General features: G+C 64.1%; 14 protein-coding genes and 1 tRNA gene. 10 read left to right on the top strand and 5 right to left on the bottom strand.

From position 1 onward, the window contains the following. Positions 1–25: 25 nt before the first annotated feature. The 4 genes from KF719_RS00860 to KF719_RS00845 form a co-directional block, all read right to left on the bottom strand. On the bottom strand, positions 26–1,453 hold the full coding sequence (locus KF719_RS00860; RefSeq protein ID WP_293506292.1) for an amidase: 1,428 nt from the start codon (positions 1,451–1,453) through the stop codon (positions 26–28). A 22-nt stretch (positions 1,454–1,475) separates the two neighbouring features. Next, on the bottom strand, positions 1,476–2,903 hold the full coding sequence (locus KF719_RS00855) for an amidase (RefSeq protein WP_293506291.1): 1,428 nt from the start codon (positions 2,901–2,903) through the stop codon (positions 1,476–1,478). A gap of 74 nt (positions 2,904–2,977) precedes the next feature. Then, positions 2,978–5,086, bottom strand: coding sequence for an alkaline phosphatase D family protein (locus KF719_RS00850; RefSeq protein WP_293506290.1), 2,109 nt, complete (start codon positions 5,084–5,086; stop codon positions 2,978–2,980). A gap of 90 nt (positions 5,087–5,176) precedes the next feature. Further along, complete coding sequence (locus KF719_RS00845) at positions 5,177–5,977, bottom strand: helix-turn-helix transcriptional regulator (RefSeq protein WP_293506289.1); 801 nt, start codon at positions 5,975–5,977, stop codon at positions 5,177–5,179. Between the two features lie 84 nt (positions 5,978–6,061). On the opposite strand from KF719_RS00845, the gene KF719_RS00840 reads away from it, so the two are divergent. Further along, the gene (locus tag KF719_RS00840) at positions 6,062–6,934 is read left to right on the top strand and encodes an alpha/beta hydrolase (protein WP_293506287.1); all 873 of its coding nucleotides are present in this window, start codon (positions 6,062–6,064) and stop codon (positions 6,932–6,934) included. On the opposite strand, the gene uvrA is transcribed toward KF719_RS00840, so the two are convergent. Then, positions 6,931–9,933, bottom strand: a complete 3,003-nt coding sequence (gene uvrA / locus KF719_RS00835) for an excinuclease ABC subunit UvrA (RefSeq protein ID WP_293506285.1) — start codon at positions 9,931–9,933, stop codon at positions 6,931–6,933. The two genes, KF719_RS00840 and uvrA, sit on opposite strands and share 4 nt — an antisense overlap. A 206-nt stretch (positions 9,934–10,139) precedes the next feature. Here uvrA and KF719_RS00830 point away from each other — a divergent pair, with 206 nt between their 5' ends. The 9 genes from KF719_RS00830 (at position 10,140) to KF719_RS00790 (ending at position 18,222) form a co-directional block, all read left to right on the top strand. Further along, positions 10,140–10,301 (top strand): hypothetical protein, encoded by a 162-nt coding sequence (locus KF719_RS00830; RefSeq protein ID WP_293506283.1) that lies wholly within the window; start codon positions 10,140–10,142, stop codon positions 10,299–10,301. 90 nt (positions 10,302–10,391) lie between these two features. Beyond that, positions 10,392–10,865, top strand: coding sequence for a single-stranded DNA-binding protein (locus KF719_RS00825; protein ID WP_293506281.1), 474 nt, complete (start codon positions 10,392–10,394; stop codon positions 10,863–10,865). Positions 10,866–11,253: 388 nt separating this feature from the next. After that, positions 11,254–14,043: a DNA gyrase subunit A gene (gene gyrA, locus KF719_RS00820; RefSeq protein ID WP_293510538.1), complete on the top strand. Its 2,790-nt coding sequence runs from the start codon at positions 11,254–11,256 to the stop codon at positions 14,041–14,043. A 6-nt stretch (positions 14,044–14,049) separates the two neighbouring features. Then, positions 14,050–14,553 (top strand): pantetheine-phosphate adenylyltransferase, encoded by a 504-nt coding sequence (gene coaD, locus KF719_RS00815; RefSeq protein ID WP_293506279.1) that lies wholly within the window; start codon positions 14,050–14,052, stop codon positions 14,551–14,553. A 21-nt stretch (positions 14,554–14,574) separates the two neighbouring features. Then, positions 14,575–15,117: a peptidylprolyl isomerase gene (locus KF719_RS00810; RefSeq protein ID WP_293506277.1), complete on the top strand. Its 543-nt coding sequence runs from the start codon at positions 14,575–14,577 to the stop codon at positions 15,115–15,117. Between the two features lie 7 nt (positions 15,118–15,124). After that, positions 15,125–15,598 carry a peptidylprolyl isomerase gene (locus KF719_RS00805; RefSeq protein WP_293506275.1) on the top strand — a complete coding sequence of 158 codons (474 nt, stop codon included), beginning with the start codon at positions 15,125–15,127 and terminating at the stop codon, positions 15,596–15,598. Positions 15,599–15,622: 24 nt separating this feature from the next. After that, the gene (gene queA / locus KF719_RS00800) at positions 15,623–16,678 is read left to right on the top strand and encodes a tRNA preQ1(34) S-adenosylmethionine ribosyltransferase-isomerase QueA (RefSeq protein ID WP_293506274.1); all 1,056 of its coding nucleotides are present in this window, start codon (positions 15,623–15,625) and stop codon (positions 16,676–16,678) included. Beyond that, on the top strand, positions 16,675–17,814 hold the full coding sequence (gene tgt / locus KF719_RS00795) for a tRNA guanosine(34) transglycosylase Tgt (protein WP_293506272.1): 1,140 nt from the start codon (positions 16,675–16,677) through the stop codon (positions 17,812–17,814). Before queA ends, tgt begins: the two co-directional genes overlap by 4 nt. A gap of 333 nt (positions 17,815–18,147) precedes the next feature. Further along, positions 18,148–18,222 (top strand) — tRNA-Lys (locus tag KF719_RS00790). Positions 18,223–18,312 lie beyond the last annotated feature (90 nt).

The following is an 18,312-nucleotide window of genomic DNA, read 5'->3' as shown; positions in this document are numbered from 1 at the left end:
GGCAGGAGATAGCACCCCGGCCGCGTCAGTTCCATACCTTCGGTTTGCGGTTCGTCCAAGGGAGTTCTTTCTCCAGTTGCGCGGCGAGGCGGAAGAGGGTCGCCTCGTCGGCGTAGCGGCCGGTGAACATCATGCCGATGGGCAGGCCGTTTTCGGATTCCCAGAGCGGCAGCGACAGCGAAGGCTGGCCGGTGAAGTTGAAAGGCGGGGTGAAGGGGAAAACCTGGCCCTGCCGCTTGTTGAGTTCGCGTGCCTCCTGATCGGGTCCGAGATGGCCGATCTCGGGCTGCAACTGGCCAAGCACCGGACAGAGATAAACGTCGACTTCCTCGAAGACGCCGAGGATCTGCCGGTTCATCAGCCGAAGCTGCTGCCAGCCCCACATGGCCTGCGCACCTGAGAGTTTCTGCCCGTTGCGGAAGCCGGCCCAGGTCAGCGGTTCGAGCTCATGCTCTTCCGGTTCACGGCCCATTTTTTCGATCCGTCGCATCATGCCGGCGGCGAAGTTCGATCCGGATACGGCGCCTTGCGCGCGGTAAAGCTGGCGGTAGTCGATGCCCAGCCCGCGCGGGCGGACGTCATGGCCGAGCTTCGCCAGCGCGTCGGCCGTGCGCTCCAGCGCCGCCTGAATTTCCGGGTGGATCGGCTTGCCGTTCGGCGTCTCGCCCGACCAGGCGATTTTCAGCTTGCCGGGGCTTTTGGTGATCTCCTCCATATAGGGGCGCGCCTTCGGCGGCGGCGCGTAGGGCGAGGCGGGCTCGGGATAGCCCGTCGCGTCGAGCATCGCGGCGCTGTCGCGCACGGTCCGGCTCACCACATGATCGACGCTGAAGCCGATGGCGCGGTCATAGTCTTCCGGGCCTTGCGGGTTGCGGTCGCGCGTGATCTTCATCCCGACAAGGCCGCAACAGGCGGCCGGAATGCGGATCGAGCCGAGCCCGTCCGAGGCATGTGCAAGCGGAAGGATGCCGGCGCCGACGGCCGACGCCGCGCCGCCCGATGAGCCGCCCGAAATGCGGTTCGGGTCCCAGGGGTTGCGGCAGGGCCCGAGCAGGCGCGATTCCGTGGTGCCGGTGATGCCGTATTCGGGGGTGTTGGTCTTGCCGAACAGCACGGTGCCGGCGGCGCGGAAACGCGTCACCAGCGTGCTGTCATGGTCATCGACGACATTGGCGACGAAGCGGCTGCCGCTCGAACGCCGCCAGCCTTTCACCGGCGATCCGAGATCCTTGATCAGGAAGGGCACGCCCTTGAACGGTCCGTCGGGCAGTTTTCCCTTTGCGACATCGCGGGCCTCGTCATAGGCCTCGAACACGATGGCGTTGAGTGTCGGGTTGTGGCGCTCGGCACGCTCGATGGCGGCATCGATCAATTCGAGTGGCGTCACCTTGCCCTTGGTCACAAGCTCCGCAAGGCCCAGCCCGTCATAATCCGCATATTCGGCAAATCCCATTGTCTCTCTCCCTTGCCGCAAATCAGTTCCAGATTTTCGGATGCTTGTCCTTCCAGGGTCGTGCTTCTTCCAGTTGCGCGGCGAGACGGATCAGGCCGGCCTCGTCGCCGAAGCGTCCGGCGAACATGATGCCGACCGGCAGACCGTCCGCTGTCCAGTGCAGCGGCAGCGAGATCGCCGGCTGGCCTGTCGCATTTTCGATGGCGGTAAAGGGCACATAGTCGATGATCGGCGCGAAAGCCTTCACCGGGTCGCGTTCGTGAATGTCGATGGTGCCGATCTTCAGCGGCGGCGCACCGAGCGTCGGCGTCATCCACGCATCGTAGCGTTCCATGAAATGCGCGATGGCGCGCGACATGCCCTGCAACTGCGCAATCGCCATCTGATACTGGACGGCCGTTACCTGCTTGCCGGCCTGATAGAGCCCCCAGGTCAATCCCTCGATCTCGTTGTCGTTGGGCTGCTTGCCGATCAACATCGAAAAGCCGTCGATCTGCAGCGCAAGTCCCGCGGCCCACAGCGCCATGAAGGATTGCGAGAGAAGTTCATTGGTCAGCGGCGGCGCCGCTTCCTCGACCTCATGGCCGAGATCGCGCAGCAGCTTTGCCGTTTCCTCAATGCCCTTGACGCATTCGGGATGCACTTTCTTTCCGGCCGTATCGGTCACCGAATAGGCGATGCGCAGCTTGCCCGTCTTGCGGCCGACTTCCTCGGCGAAGGGGCGTTCGTTGGGCGGTGCGAAATAAGGATCGCCGAGTTCGGGGCCTGAGGTGCAGTCGAGCATCGTCGCGGTGTCGCGCACACTGCGCGATACGATGTGCTCGTGGATCAGCCCGCCCATGATGTCGCCCATGTCGGGACCGAGCGGATTGCGCGCCCGCGTCGGTTTCAGCCCGACAAGGCCGCAACAGGCCGCCGGAATGCGGATCGAGCCGCCGCCGTCATTGGCATGGGCAATCGGCACGATGCCGGCCGCGACCGATGCGGCCGAGCCGCCGGAAGAGCCGCCCGTAGAATAGTCGGTGTTCCAGGGATTGCGCGCCGGGCCGTAAAGCGCCGATTCCGTCGTCGGCAACAGTCCGCATTCGGGCACATTGGTCTTGCCGAGGATGACGACGCCGGATTGTTTGAAACGCGCGGTCAGTGTCCCGTCATGCGGCGCCGGAATGCCGCTCAGGAAACGCGAGCCGTTTTGCGTCGGCACGCCTTCGAGGTCGCCCAGAATATCCTTCAGCAGGAAGGGTACGCCCTCGAAAGGACCGCTGGCCGGCTTCTTGGCCGCTTCGCGTCCGCGGTCGTAGATTTTAGTGACGACCGCATTCAGCGCCGGATTGTGCTTTTCGATGCGGGAGATGGCCTCCTCGGCCAGATCGGTCGCACTGACCTCTTTCCGGCGCACCAGATCGGCGAGCCCCAAACCGTCATAAGACGCATACTCGGAAAAACCCATGCCCTGTCCCTCCCGGTCTTTTCTTGGGACGGAAGCTTAGCGGTTGGGGCCCTCGCGTCAAACCGGTGGGGCCGTCAGGCGAGGGTCCAGGGAAAGGGCGGCGGCCCGTCGAATTCCGGCCCTTCCAGGACCGGTTCCTCGCCCGGCCCCCACGACTTCACGGCGAAGCGCGCGCGCCGAAGCACGTCCGCACCTTCGGGGCCCGCGTCGCGCGACACCTCGCCGACATTGACCTGTTCTACCTTCACCGCCGCGTCGGTCACGGTCACGAGCGAATAGCCGTGCCCGTCCGAGTCCATGTAGTCGAGGCCGGGGCTGGCGCGTTCGTTGGCAACCATGTCGCGCAGATAGGCCGAGTCCGAATAATTGACGAGGATGCCCGCCCGCAGCCCGTTGACCAGCGTGTTGTTCCAGTTCGCGAACTTCTCGCCGTCGCGGTCGAGAACGACCGCCCGGTGAAAAAATCCGCTATTGCGCGTTCCGCGTTCGGCCATCGTGAACATCGCGTTCGAGCTGACGGCAGTGGTCAGGAACTCGACGGCGGCAAACCTCATATCATCCGCATCGGGATCGACGGGAAGGCGTCCTGCGGCGAAGGCGTGATAATCGCCGGCGACCGAAACGAGATTTCCGATGCCCTCGTCGCGCACGAAACCCATCAATTCCTTTAGCTCGCCGGGAAATCCGTTCCAGGCATCGGTGCCGACATAGCCGTCCTGCAGCCCGGCGAACGGAATGCGCGAGAAGTCGAGGCGCATTTGCAGGGCCGGTCCGCCATTGGCCCAGACGCGCCACTGCGCTTTCGAGGCCGACAAGGTTGCCTTGAACCACTCCCGTTGTTCGGCGCCCATATGTGTGCCGGGCGGTGCGTCGCGACGCGGATTGGGCAACGCCTTGTCGCCATAGCGAATGGTTTCGGGCGGCGCACCGTCGTTGGCGGTCCTGCCGGCGTCGAGCGTCTTGACAAGGTTGACCGGCGGCACCGGCGCGCCCTCGGTCAGCTTCTTGATTTCGGCCGTCATCACCGGCGGGCTGCGATAGCTGCGCAGGTCGGTCACAACGAGGTCCAGCATCGCACCCCATTTCAGCGTGCGATAGATCGTCAGGCTCGACAAAGCCTTCAGATTGTCGTCGCCCTGAAAGAGAAAATTTTCGTCGGGCGCGCCCATTGGCGCATCCTCCACGCGCACCGGCCGGAAATCATGCGCCCGGTTGGTGACGCCATTGGGCGATGCGCTGCGCGTCAGCACGGCGGGAATGAACTCGAACCATGCCCGGTTGGCGGCGAGCTTGCGCCGCTGCGCGGGTTCGCCGTCGCCGAAATAGGTGTCGTGACTTTGCCAACCGTCATTGGTGAATTCGTGATCGTCCCATGTCTGTATGAACGGAAACCGCGCCCGCGCCGCTTGCAGGTCGGGGTCGGTCAGGTAGGCCTTGTAGAGATGACGGTAGTCGGCGAGCGTCACGGCGGCTTGGCCGCCTTTGCGCCACCACGGTCTTGTGCCGTCCGGTTCCCACGGTTCCGACCCATCCGGCAGCGCGCCGATCAGCCGCGCCGGTGTCATGTCTTCGGGAACGTCGCCTGTGCGTTCGTAGATGAAGTCGCCGAGATGCAGCACGAAGTCGATCTGTTCGCCGGGTGCGGCGGTGATGTCGTCGTTGACCAGACGGCGCAATGCGCCGAAATAGCCTTGCTCGTAGCTCTGGCACGAAATCGCCGCGAAACGCACATCGCGCTTCGTGCCGGGCCTTGGCGCCGTCCGGGTACGTCCCGGTTCGGACGAACGATCGCTGCCGGCGAAGAAGCGGTAGTAGTAGATGCTGTCGGGCTTCAATCCATGAAGAAACAGGCGCACCGTATGGTCGGCGGCCGGCTCGGCGCGCACCGCACGTTCGGCGACCAGCCGTTCGAAGTTCTCATCTTCCGCAACCTGTACGAAGAGATCGATCCAGCTCCGCATTTCGGCGGCTGCCGGGTCGACGGTCTCGACCCGCGTCCACAACATCACGGCGTCGGGCTGCGGGTCGCCGGACGCGAGCCCTTGCGGGAAATGATAATGACCCGCGCCCGATTGGGCCCAGGCGCGCCGCGACGCAAAGGGCAGGGTGCTGGCGGCAAACGCAAAACACCCGGCTCCCGCCGTGAACAGCTTGAGAAACTCGCGGCGATCTAACTGAGACATGATCCCCCGGTGCCCGACTTACAGCCCTTAATATACAGATTGATGCGCGCAGGGAACGGCCGATCCGGCACCCAACGACAAAAATCCAGACTACGGACGTCCGGCCGTTAACGTTTCGAGGAAGGCCTGCGTTTCCCGGTCGGCCGGGAAGAAGCATTCGATGCGGATCGACTGCATCGTCGCATCGTAGGGCACGCCGAACGTGCTGTAGTTGGACACAAAAGTTAGCAAGTTTTCGCCGTTCCGGAATTCGAACCGGAAGATCGGCAGTTCGGCGCCGGTGGGCACGACTTCGGGTCCGGCCAGACGCCTGATGCGCGCAACGAGGCGGCCGGCCTCGGCGCGATCCGGAGCGATCAGGGCTTCCTGTTCCAGATGGTGAAGCAACGCCGGCGCCACCTCGCGCCAATTGACGATCGACGCGCGCGCGGTCGCATCCGAAAAGAAAAGCTCGAACAGGTTGTCGCCGGCCGCAATCGGCCGGTCGCGCGAGATGCTGAAGAACCGCGAGGCGGCATCGTTCAGTTCGAGAATGTTGCCGAGCGAGTCAGATGCGACGGCCGGTATGGCGCCTTGCGCGTCGAGCAGTTTCGACACGGCATCGCGCGCCAGCGTTCGTTCGGGCTGCGCGAGGTCGGCCGGGGCGAAGGCGGGGGCAAAGCCTGCAAGCCGCAACATCGCATTGCGCTCGTTCGCCGACAGTTCCAGCGCATCGCCAAGACGCAACACGACATCGCGGCTCGGGCGCGACCGGCCCGTTTCGATGAAACTCATGTGACGCGGCGAGATGCCCGCGACTTCAGCGAGACCTTCCTGACTCAGCTTTTGCGCGAGCCGAGCGCGGCGCAGATGAACGCCGAATATGCCTTCGTCCTGCATGACGGTGTTCATGGCGATTTTCTTACCTTCCGGGTAGTGGCGCGTCTGCGTCGCTCAGCCGACCTTGCGGATTGGCACAAACGGAAAGAATGCGAAATGACGAAAACCCTGACCTTCCCTTACGAAGACATCGAACTCGCCTACACCGTTTCCGGAAGCGGCCCGGCGCTCATTTTGCTGCATGGCTGGCCCTTTCACAAGGCGAGCTTCCGCAAGCTGCTGCCGCTGCTCGAACCGCACTACACCTGCTATGCGCTCGACGCCGCGGGCATGGGAGAAAGTGGCTGGAGCCGCCATACCAACTTCACCTTTCACGGCCATGTCGAGCGTGTGCGGGCATTCGCGGACAGGATGAAGCTGTCGGACTACTCGGTCGTCGGTCACGACACGGGCGGCACTTTCGCGCGGATGCTTGCAGTGTCGGATGCGGCGCGCGTCGACAAGATTGTCGCCATCGACACCGAGGTGCCTGGACACCTGCCCGGTGTCGTGCCGAAACTGCAATGGATGTTCAAGCGGCGCTTTGGACGCGCGCTCTTCAAGGCAGCGCTCGGTTCGAAACCGCTGATGCGGCGCTGGCTCGGAAGGGTCGGTTTCTTCGTCGACAATCGACTGATCGACGATGAATACATGAAGCTGTTCGTGACGAGCTGGCTGCGTTCGGACCACGCCTTTCGGGGGTTGCTCGAATATCTTCTCGGCGTCGATCACAGTCTCGTTGCGCGTCTCGATGAACTGCATGCGAAAATCGACGTGCCGATGCTCTTCATCTGGGGCGAGAAGGACGGCGTGTTTCCGGTGCGGCGCGCCCGGGAAATGGTGGCGCGGATGCCGGACAAGGCGAGCCTTGCGGTGATCGGCGGCGCGGCCTTCTTGCCGCATGAAGAGCGGCCGGAGGAAGTCGCGAAACACATTCTGGCATTCCTCGATACGAGCGTTCCGGTTCGGCTCGCAAGCGACAAGCGCTAGCGCCGTTTTCCTTTCGCGGCGGTGGGCTTTGCTTTCGGGGCGGCCTTACGGGCGCTTGTCTTGCTCTTTGCGGCGGCACTGGCCTTGCGGGGCTTTGCCGCCGCGGCCCCTTTGCCCGGCCGGCGTTTGAAGAGTTCCTTCAGGTACTGTCCGGTGTAGGAGCGCGGTTCGGCTGCGACGTCTTCCGGCGTACCCGCCGCCACGATCTCGCCGCCGCCGTCGCCGCCCTCGGGCCCAAGGTCGAGCAGCCAGTCGGCGGTCTTGATGACTTCGAGATTGTGCTCGATCACCACCACCGTGTTGCCGCTGTCGACCAGTTCGTGCAGCACTTCGAGCAGCTTGGCGACGTCGTGGAAATGCAGGCCCGTCGTCGGCTCATCGAGAATGTAGATCGTGCGGCCGGTGGCGCGTTTCGACAGTTCCTTGGCGAGCTTGACGCGCTGCGCCTCGCCGCCCGACAGCGTCGTCGCCTGCTGTCCGACCTTGATGTAGCCGAGGCCGACGCGCTGCAACACTTCCATCTTGTCGCGCACCGCCGGCACCGCCTTGAAGAAGGTCGCGGCCTCGTCGACGGTCATTTCCAGCACGTCGGCGATCGACTTGTCCTTGAACTTCACTTCCAGCGTTTCGCGGTTGTAGCGATGGCCGTGGCAATTGTCGCATTCGACATAGACGTCGGGCAGGAAGTGCATCTCGATCTTGATGACGCCGTCGCCCTGACAGACCTCGCAGCGCCCGCCCTTGACGTTGAACGAAAAGCGGCCAGGCTTGTAGCCGCGGGCGCGGCTCTCGGGCAGCTCGGCAAACCAGTCGCGGATGAAGGTGAAGGCGCCGGTATAGGTCGCCGGATTGGAGCGCGGCGTGCGGCCGATCGGCGACTGGTCGATGTCGATGATCTTGTCAAGATGATCGAGGCCGAAAATCTCGTCGAAGGCGCCGGGATGCTCGCGCGTGTTGTTGAGGCGACGCGCGACGGCCTTGTAGATCGTCTCGATCAGCAAGGTGGATTTGCCGCCGCCCGAGACGCCGGTGACGCAGGTGAAGACGCCGAGTGGAATTTCGGCGGTGACGTTCTTGAGGTTGTTTTCCTTCGCGCCCGTCACCTTCAACCATTTGCCATTGCCCGGCCGGCGCATGGCCGGCACCTCGATCTGGCGGAAGCCGGTGAGGTATTGCCCGGTCAGGCTTTCGGGTGTGGCCATGATGTCGTCGACCGTGCCTTCGGCCACCACCTCGCCGCCGTGAATGCCGGCGCCCGGTCCCATGTCGACCACATGATCGGCGGTGCGGATCGCGTCCTCGTCGTGTTCGACCACGATCACGGTGTTGCCGAGGTCGCGCAGCCGCTTCAGCGTTTCGAGCAGGCGGTCATTGTCGCGCTGGTGCAGGCCGATGGACGGTTCGTCCAGCACATAGAGAACGCCCGTCAGGCCCGAGCCGATCTGCGAGGCAAGCCGAATGCGCTGGCTCTCGCCGCCCGAGAGCGTGCCGGAATTGCGTGACAGCGTCAGATATTCAAGCCCGACATTGTTGAGGAAGTGCAGGCGCTCGCGGATTTCCTTCAGCACGCGGCCGGCAATTTCATTTTGTTTTGCGCTCAGATGCTTGTCGAGATCGGCGAACCAGCGGTCGGCCTCGCGGATCGACATTCGCGACACTTCGCCGACATGCAGCTTTGCGATCTTGACCGACAGTGCCTCCGGCTTCAGGCGGAAGCCGCCGCAGGCGTCGCAATCGGTGATGCCCTGGAAGCGTTCGATTTCCTCGCGTGCCCAGGCGCTGTCCGTTTCGCGCCAGCGACGTTCGAGATTGGGGATCACGCCCTCGAAAGGCTTCTTCGTCTTGTAGGAGCGCATGCCGTCGTCATAGGCAAACGTCACCACCTCGTCGCCCGAGCCGTAAAGGATCACGTTCTGCGCTTCTTCCGGCAGTTGCGACCAGGGCGCCGTCATCGAGAACTTGTATTGCTTCGCCAGCGCCATCAGCGTTTGCGTGTAGTAGGGCGAGGTCGAACGCGACCACGGCGCAATCGCGCCTTTCTTCAGCGAAAGCCCGTGGTCCGGCACTACAAGGTCCGGGTCCATGTAGAATTGCGTGCCGAGCCCGTCGCAAGCCGGGCAGGCGCCGAACGGGTTGTTGAACGAAAAGAGACGCGGCTCGATCTCGTCGATGGTGAAGCCCGACACGGGGCAGGCGAAGCGCGACGAGAAAATGATGCGCTCGGCCGCCTCGCCCTTTTTCGCATCGGCCATCTCGATGACCGCGATGCCGTCGGCGAGTCCCAGCGCGATTTCGAAACTGTCGGCGAGCCGGTTGCCGAGGTCGGGGCGCACGACGATGCGGTCCACGACCACGTCGATGTCGTGCTTGATCTTCTTGTTGAGCTCCGGCACGTCGGCGATCTCGTGGAAGGCCCCGTCGAGCTTGACGCGCTGAAAGCCCTTCTTCTGCAATTCGACGAATTCCTTGCGGTACTCGCCCTTGCGCCCGCGCACGATCGGCGCCAGCAGGAAAAGCCGCGTGCCTTCCGGCAGCGCCGTCACGCGGTCGACCATCTGGCTCACGGTCTGGCTTTCAATAGGCAACCCGGTTGCGGGCGAATAGGGCACGCCGATGCGTGCCCACAGGAGGCGCATATAGTCGTAGATCTCGGTCACGGTGCCGACCGTCGAGCGCGGATTGCGCGAGGTCGTCTTCTGCTCGATCGAAATGGCGGGCGAGAGGCCGTCGATCTGGTCGACATCCGGCTTCTGCATCATTTCCAGGAACTGCCGCGCATAGGCCGACAGGCTCTCGACATAGCGGCGCTGGCCTTCCGCATAGATCGTGTCGAAGGCGAGCGACGACTTGCCGGAGCCCGAAAGGCCGGTAATCACGATCAGCTGGTCGCGCGGCAGCTCGACGCTGACATTGCGCAGATTGTGTTCGCGCGCCCCGATCACGCGGATCAGGCGGTGTTGCGTGTCGGGCGCGGCGGCGGATCGGGAGGCACGGGTCATGCGGAGGAACTCTGGGGAGGCGTCATCCGGCGGGCCGGCCTGACGGGTACGGTGTCGGGATCATCTATGTAGGGCGGCCGCCGCCGCTTCAAGGGCCATGTTGGAGTGTTAGAAAAGAATCACGACGGGCCGGATTTCAGCTTGCCACGAATGCGGGCTCATGAGAACATAATAAGAACAACGAGCCGGTCAGGGCGGGAGGCGACATGATTATTACCGATCTGGTGACGAAGGAAGATTTGCGAGTGACCCGGGACGATTTGCGTGCCGCACTGGATTTGGCAATCACGCGTCAGACGATTGTGTTTGGCGGTATGCTTGCCATTACGGCGGGTCTGCTCTTCGCCGCCATTTCTTTCATCGTTTGATCCACAGGTTTTTTATCGGGTGCGCTGGTTTGCAACCGCCGTCGCGGTTAGGTTCCGGCGCAAGGGCAGTTTCAGCGCGAGGACGGGAAAATGGCAGGCAGCGTCAACAAGGTGATCCTGGTCGGCAATCTGGGAGCGGACCCTGAAATCCGCCGCACACAGGACGGCCGTCCGATCGCCAATCTCAGGCTCGCGACCTCCGAAAGCTGGCGCGACAAGAACACCGGCGAACGCCGCGAAAAGACCGAGTGGCACCGCATCGTCGTGTTTAACGAGGGGCTCTGCAAGGTCATCGAGCAATATGTCAAAAAGGGCGCCAAGCTCTACATCGAAGGTGCGCTGCAGACGCGCAAATGGACCGACCAGTCGGGCGTCGAGAAATATTCGACGGAAGTGGTGTTGCAGGGCTTCAACTCTGTCCTGACCATGCTCGACGGCAAGGGCGGCGGCTCGTCCTCCGGCGGCGATTACGGCGGCGGTAGCAGCTCCGACGATTTCGGCGGCGGCTCGGGCGGTGGACGCGGCAACTTCACCCAGGACCTCGACGACGAAATTCCGTTCTGACGCGCCGGCTGCTGTGTCGGACGTCTCGATTTCCGGCTTGAACGGCGCGGATTTTTCGATGGCTGCGGAACGTTCCTGAACACGACCCGAGGGTAGATTGAGGCACCGCTTGCCGGGCGCTTTTTTCCTTTCTAAAACAATAGCTTACAGCCCCCTCCTGACCGTCTTTGAAGTTGCCGTGACAGGGCGAAACTGATAGTCTCTGCGGCAGTCAGTCAGAGGGATTCGGCGCATGTCGCCGGCCCTCGTTTTTGTTCCTTTCGAGCGCTCCCGCGACGCGCGTTTTCGGCCCGCGCGGCGGCACTCTGCAACGTCAGAAAAACACTTGTCCGATACCCAAGACAGCGACATTCCGGGTAACGAACCGGCCCCGGGCGGCGATACCGATATGGAAAACGGCCTGAACGGCGGCGGCGCATCGCAGCCCCCGACGGGCGGCGCAGGCGACGGTCCGCCGCCCGAGCGCGACGTTTCCCCGATCTCCATCGAAGAAGAAATGCGCTCGTCCTATCTCGATTACGCGATGAGCGTGATCGTCAGCCGCGCGTTGCCCGATGCGCGGGACGGCCTCAAGCCCGTTCACCGCCGCATCCTCTTTTCGATGAACGAAAACGGCTACGACTGGAACAAGCCCTATCGCAAGTCGGCCCGCGTCGTCGGCGACGTCATCGGCAAATATCACCCGCATGGCGACCAGTCGATCTACGACGCGCTGGTGCGCATGGCGCAGGATTTCTCGATGCGCCTGCCGTTGCTCGACGGGCAGGGCAATTTCGGTTCGGTCGACGGCGATCCGCCGGCCGCCATGCGTTACACCGAAGTGCGCATGGCGAAGTCCGCCCATGCGCTGATGCGCGACATCGACAAGGACACGATCGACTTCAAGGACAATTACGACGGCTCGGAGAGGGAGCCTGTCGTCTTGCCGTCCGAAGTGCCGAACCTTCTGGTCAACGGCGCGGGCGGCATTGCCGTCGGCATGGCGACCAACATTCCGCCGCACAATCTCGGCGAGGTGATCGACGCCTGCATCGCGCAGATCGACAATCCCGAAATCACCATCGACGAGCTGATCGAACATATCCCCGCGCCAGATTTCCCGACCGGCGGCATCATGCTCGGCCGCCAGGGTGCGCGCTCGGCCTATCATCTGGGTCGCGGGTCGGTCGTCGTGCGCGGCCGCACCGAGATCGAGGAGGTCCGCAAGGACCGCCATGCCATCGTCATCACCGAGATCCCTTATCAGGTCAACAAGGCCTCGATGGTCGAGAAGATCGCCGAGCTTGTGCGCGAAAAGCGCATCGAGGGCATTTCGGACCTGCGCGACGAATCCGACCGCAACGGCATGCGCGTGGTGGTCGAGCTCAGGCGCGACGCCATGCCCGATGTCGTGCTGAACCAGCTTTACCGTTTCTCGCCGCTGCAATCGAGCTTCGGCTGCAACATGCTGGCGCTCGATCACGGCCGCCCGGAGCTGATGAACCTCAAGCAGTTCCTCGGCATCTTCATCGCCTTCCGCGAGGAAGTGATTTCGCGGCGCACCAAGTTCGAGCTCAACAAGGCGCGCGACCGCGCCCATGTGCTGGTCGGCCTCGCCATCGCGGTCGCCAATATCGACGAAGTGATCCAGTTGATCCGCACCGCGCCCGATCCGGCAACCGCGCGCGAACGCCTGATGGCGCGCGACTGGCCGGCCGCCGACATCGCGCCGCTGATCGCGCTGATCGACGATCCGCGTCACCGGCTGACGGAAGAAGGCACCACGCGCATGTCGGAGGAACAGGCGAAAGCCATTCTCGACCTGCGCCTGCAACGCCTGACCGCGCTCGGCCGCGACGAAATCGGCGACGAGCTCAAGGGTCTCGGCGAAAAGATTTCGGACTATCTCGACATCCTGCGTTCGCGCGAGCGCGTGCTCGGCATCATGCGCGAGGAGCTGCTGGCGGTGAAATCGGAGTTCGCGACGCCGCGCCGCACCGAGATCGTCGAATCCGAGTCCGATTTCGAGGACGAAGACCTGATCCAGCGCGAGGACATGGTCATCACGGTCAGCCATCACGGCTACATCAAGCGTGTGCCGCTCTCGACCTATCGCGCGCAGCGCCGCGGCGGCAAGGGCCGCTCCGGTATGTCGACGCGCGACGAGGATTTCGTCACCCGCCTCTTCGTCGCCAACACGCATACGCCGGTGCTCTTCTTCTCCTCAACCGGCATGGTCTACAAGCTCAAGGTCTGGCGTCTGCCGCAATCGACGCCGCAGGCGCGCGGCAAGGCGATGATCAACATTCTGCCGCTGGAGCAGGGCGAAACCATCACCACCATCATGCCGCTGCCCGAAGATGAGGGTAAGTGGGACGAGCTGTTCGTGATGTTCGCCACCAAGAGCGGCGGCATCCGGCGCAACAAGCTGTCCGACTTCATCCAGATCAATCGTAGCGGCAAGATCGCGATGAAACTGGATGATGAAGGCGACAGCATTGTCGGCGTGCAGAGCTGCACCGAGAATGACGACGTGCTGCTGACGGCGGCGGGCGGACGCTCGGCGCGCTTTGCGGTGCCGGATGTGCGCGTCTTCGCCGGCCGCACCTCCACAGGCGTGCGCGGCATCAAGCTCGACAAGGACGATGAAGTGATCGGCATGACGATCCTGCGTCATGTCGACGTCACTTCGGCCGAACGTGAGGCCTATCTGAAACAGGCCGCCGCCATGCGCCGCGCTACGCTCGGGGAAGCGGAGGCCGAGGAAGGCCCGTCGAAAACCGACGACGAGGATGCCGACGATGCGCCGGCCGAGGAAATGACGCTGACGCCGGAACGCTATGCCGAGCTCGGCGCCAAGGAGCAGTTCGTGATCGCCGTCACCGAAAAAGGTTTCGGCCGCCGGTCGTCCTCCTATCGCTATCCGGCCAAGGGCCGCGGCGGCAAGGGCGTCATTGCCATGGATATCGGCCCGCGCAACGGCCGTCTGGTCGCCTCGTTCCCGGTCGAGGACGACGATCAGATCATGCTGGTCACCGACGCCGGCCAGCTGATCCGCTGCCCGGTCCACGACATCTCCATCCAGGCGCGCGGCACGCAGGGCGTGACCGTTTTCCGTACCGCGCCCGACGAGCGCGTGGTGTCGGTCGAGCGGGTCGAGGAGAGCGCCGAAAACGGTTCCGGCGACGAGCAGGAGTAGGACCACATGGCGCGCATCGGGCTTTACCCCGGCACATTCGATCCGATGACCAACGGGCATCTCGACGTGATCCGCCGGGCGCTGACGCTGGTCGATCATCTGGTGGTTGCGATCGGCGTCAACGCCACCAAGACGCCGCTGCTGACACTGGAAGAGCGTTTTGCGCTGATCGAGGCCGAAGCCGCGCCGCTGGCCAAAGCCGCGGGCGCCAAGGTCAGCACAACCTCGTTTTCAGGCCTTGTCGTCAACGCCGCAGACGATGCAGGCGCCAATGTCATCATTCGCGGATTGCGCGGCGCCGTCGATTTCGAGTACGAGACGCAGATGGTCGGAATGAACCGCGTGATGAACCCCAAGGTCGAGACGGTCTTTCTCGCCGCCTCGCCGGAGACGCAGTTCATCTCCTCGACGCTGGTGCGCCAGATCGCCTCGATGGGCGGCGACATTCTGCCCTTCGTACCGAAAAGCGTTGCCGGCAAGGTTCTCGCCCGCATCGCCGAAAAGAAGTGACCGCAAAAACGGAGTTCCGACATGCGTAAGCTGACGACCGCGCTGATCGCGCTTTTCGCCCTTGCCGGGCTTTCGGGAAAGGCCCTCGCGCTCGACCCGGAAAACACGATCTACCTCGATCTCAAAGATGGCCGCGTCGTCATCGAGCTTCTGCCGGAGATCGCGCCGCGCCATGCCGAGCGCATCAAGACTCTGGCGCGCGAGGGCTTTTACGACGGCATCGTCTTCCACCGCGTCATCGAAGGCTTCATGGCCCAGACCGGCGATCCGACCGGCACCGGCATGGGCGGCTCCTTTCTCGACGATCTCAGGGCCGAATTCACGCGCAACGAAAGCTTCACGCGCGGCGCGCTCGGCATGGCGCGCTCGCAGAGCCCCAACAGCGCCAACAGCCAGTTCTTCATCTGCTTCGACGACGCCTCCTTTCTCGACGGGCAGTACACGCTGTTCGGCCGTGTCGTCGAGGGCATGGAATTTGTCGACAACATCAAGCGCGGCGAGCCGCCTTCCGATCCCGACACGATCGTGAAGATGCAGGTCGCCGCCGACGTTCAGGAAAATTGAGGCCATAATGACCGATATCAAAGACCCCGAAAACACGCTGATCATGGAAATCCCGCACGGGAAGGTCGTGATCGAATTGCGTCCCGACCTTGCGCCGAAGCATGTGGCGCGCATCAAGGAACTGGCGCGCGAGAATTTCTACGACGGCGTCGCCTTTCACCGCGTCATCGACGGTTTCATGGCGCAGGGCGGCGACCCGACCGGCACCGGCTCGGGCGGCTCGGGCAAGAAAATCCCGGCCGAGTTTTCGAAGGAGCCGCATGTGCGCGGCACCTGTTCGATGGCCCGCACGCAGGACCCCAACAGCGCCGATTGCCAGTTCTTCATCTGCTTCGGCGACACCGCATTCCTCGATGGGCAATACACCGTCTGGGGCCAGGTCGTGTCCGGCATGGACGCCGTCGACAAGATCAAGCGCGGCGAGCCGGTCCGCGATCCCGACCGCATCGTCTCGATGCGCGTCGCGGCGGATGCGGCGTAGGAGCGCGCGCTCCCGCCACCTCCCATGCGCGTTGCCGATTTCGATTTCGAGCTGCCGGAGGCGCTGATCGCGCTCCGGCCGGCCCGTCCGCGCGACGCGGCGCGGATGCTGGTGATCGGGCCTGAGGCCAACGCGCTTGCCGATGAGACCGTGCGCGCCCTGCCGGCGCATCTGGGCGAAGGCGACATCCTCGTCTTCAACGACACGAAGGTCATCCCGGCCCGCCTCTTCGGCACACGGGCGCGCGGGCCGGCGGAAGCCCGCATCGAGGTCATGCTGCACCGGCGCGTCGGCGCCTCGACATGGCGCGCCTTTCTGCGCCCCGCCAAGAAGCTCGCCGTCGGCGAGACGATCGCATTCGCGGGCGGGCTTTCCGCCACGGTCGAGGACAAGGGCGAGGGCGGCGAGGCGGGGTTGCGCTTTTCGGCCTCCGGCCCGGCGCTCGATGCGGCGATTGCCATTGCCGGCGAAATGCCGCTGCCGCCCTACATCGCCCGCAAGCGCAAGCCCGACGAAGCCGACCTCGCCGACTATCAGACGCTCCATGCCGCCGAGCCCGGCGCCGTCGCCGCGCCGACGGCCGGCCTGCATTTCACGCCCGCATTGATGGCCGCGCTCAATGCGCGCGGCGTCCGCACCGTTCGCCTGACGCTGCATGTCGGCGCCGGCACGTTCCTGCCCGTCACGGCGGAAGACACCGCGTCCCACAAGATGCACGCCGAATGGGGCGAGATCGCGCCCGAAGAGGCGGACGCCATCAATGCCGCCCGCGCGGCGGGCCGCCGCATCGTCGCCGTCGGCACGACCTCGCTGCGCCTCCTCGAAAGCGCGGCGGACGAAACAGGCCGCATCCATCCCTTTCGCGGCGAGACCGACATCTTTATAACGCCGGGCTACCGCTTCCGCGCCGTGGACCTGCTGATGACCAATTTCCATTTGCCCAAATCGACGCTTTTCATGCTGGTCTCGGCGCTGCGCTCGACGGATGAGATGAAGCGCGCCTATGCGCATGCGGTCGCCGCGAAGTATCGCTTCTATTCCTATGGCGATGCCTGCTTGATCCACAAGGCAGCGCCATGAGCGCCTTCCGCTTCAATCTCGCCGCCACCGACGGCCTCGCCCGCACCGGCATCATCAACACGCCGCGCGGGGACATCCGCACCCCGGCCTTCATGCCGGTCGGCACGGCGGCGACCGTGAAAGCGATGTATCCCGAACAGGTGCGCGGCACCGGCGCCGACATCGTGCTCGGCAACACCTATCACCTGATGCTGCGCCCCGGCGCCGAGGAAGTGGCGGCGCTGGGCGGCCTGCATAAATTCATGAACTGGCCGCATCCGATCCTGACGGACTCGGGCGGCTTCCAGGTGATGTCGCTGTCGAAGCTCCGCAAGATGTCGGAAGAGGGCGTCGCCTTCCAGTCGCATCTCGACGGTTCGCGCCACATGCTCTCGCCCGAGCGCAGCATCGAAATCCAGTGCCTGCTCGGTTCCGACATCCAGATGCAGCTCGACGAATGCACGCCCTTTCCGGCGACGGAGACGGAAGCCGAAAAATCGATGGAACTTTCTCTGCGCTGGGCCGCGCGCTCGAAAGCCGCTTTCGATGCTCAGCCGCATCGCACGCCCGGCATGGCCCTCTTCGGCATCGTGCAGGGCAGCATCTATGAGCCCCTGCGCATGCGCTCGGCCGCGGGGCTTCGCGCGATCGGCTTCGACGGCTATGCGGTCGGCGGCCTCGCGGTCGGCGAGGGCCAGGCCGAAATGCTGCGCGTGCTGGATTTCACCGCGCCCGCGCTCCCCGCGGACAAGCCGCGTTACCTGATGGGCGTCGGCACGCCGGATGACCTCGTGGAAGCGGTCGCCCGCGGCATCGACATGTTCGACTGCGTGATGCCGACCCGCAACGGCCGCCACGGGCTTGCCTTCACGGCCCGCGGCAAGGTCAACCTCAAGAATGCCCGCCACGCGGCCGACCCGCGCCCGCTCGACGCCGATAGCCCGTGTCCCGCCGCGCGCGACTACAGCCGCGCCTATCTCCACCACCTGGTCAAATCCGGCGAGATGCTCGGCTCCATGCTGGTGAGCTGGATCAACCTTCACTACTACCAGAGCCTGATGGCCGGCATGCGCGCCGCCATCGCCGAAGCGCGCTTCGAGGCGTTCGTGAAGGACTTCAAGGCCGCGCAGGCGGCGGGGGATATCGAGCCGGTGTGAGGGGGTTGCCCCAAGCGTCTCCACAAACACAAGTGTCACCCCGGCGAAAGCCGGGGCCCACTCGCAGTGCTTCTTGCTACAGCTTTGGATATCGGGTGTTGGCGCTGACGCCATGCGCAATCGCCCTTGCTGAGGGAACCAATGGGCCCCGGCTTTCGCCGGGGTGACACTGAAATTGGAACATCCGCACTGAAACTCGTGCCCTTTCAATCCCCCAAAACCCCAATCCTCGAAATGCCTTACCCGCAATCCATCCCCACGGTTGACCCCGCCCGGCGCGCCCCTTAAGTTCCGCCCACCTTTGAGAGGCGGCGCGAGATTCCGCCCTCCGGCGGGCCCTTAGCTCAGCGGTAGAGCGGCTGACTTTTAATCAGTAGGTCGATGGTTCGATCCCATCAGGGCTCACCACTTTTTTTGTTTTCGGTTCTCCCGGCCCGAACGGACGATCCCCAAGCAAACAAAAAACAAAGCTGTCACCCCGGCGAAAGCCGGGGTCCA

Source organism: Parvibaculum sp. (assembly GCF_019635935.1).
Classification (GTDB): Bacteria; Pseudomonadota; Alphaproteobacteria; order Parvibaculales; family Parvibaculaceae; genus Parvibaculum.
The sequence above is the reverse complement of the archived record's forward strand: the minus strand, read 5'-3'. Positions and strand labels throughout refer to the sequence as shown.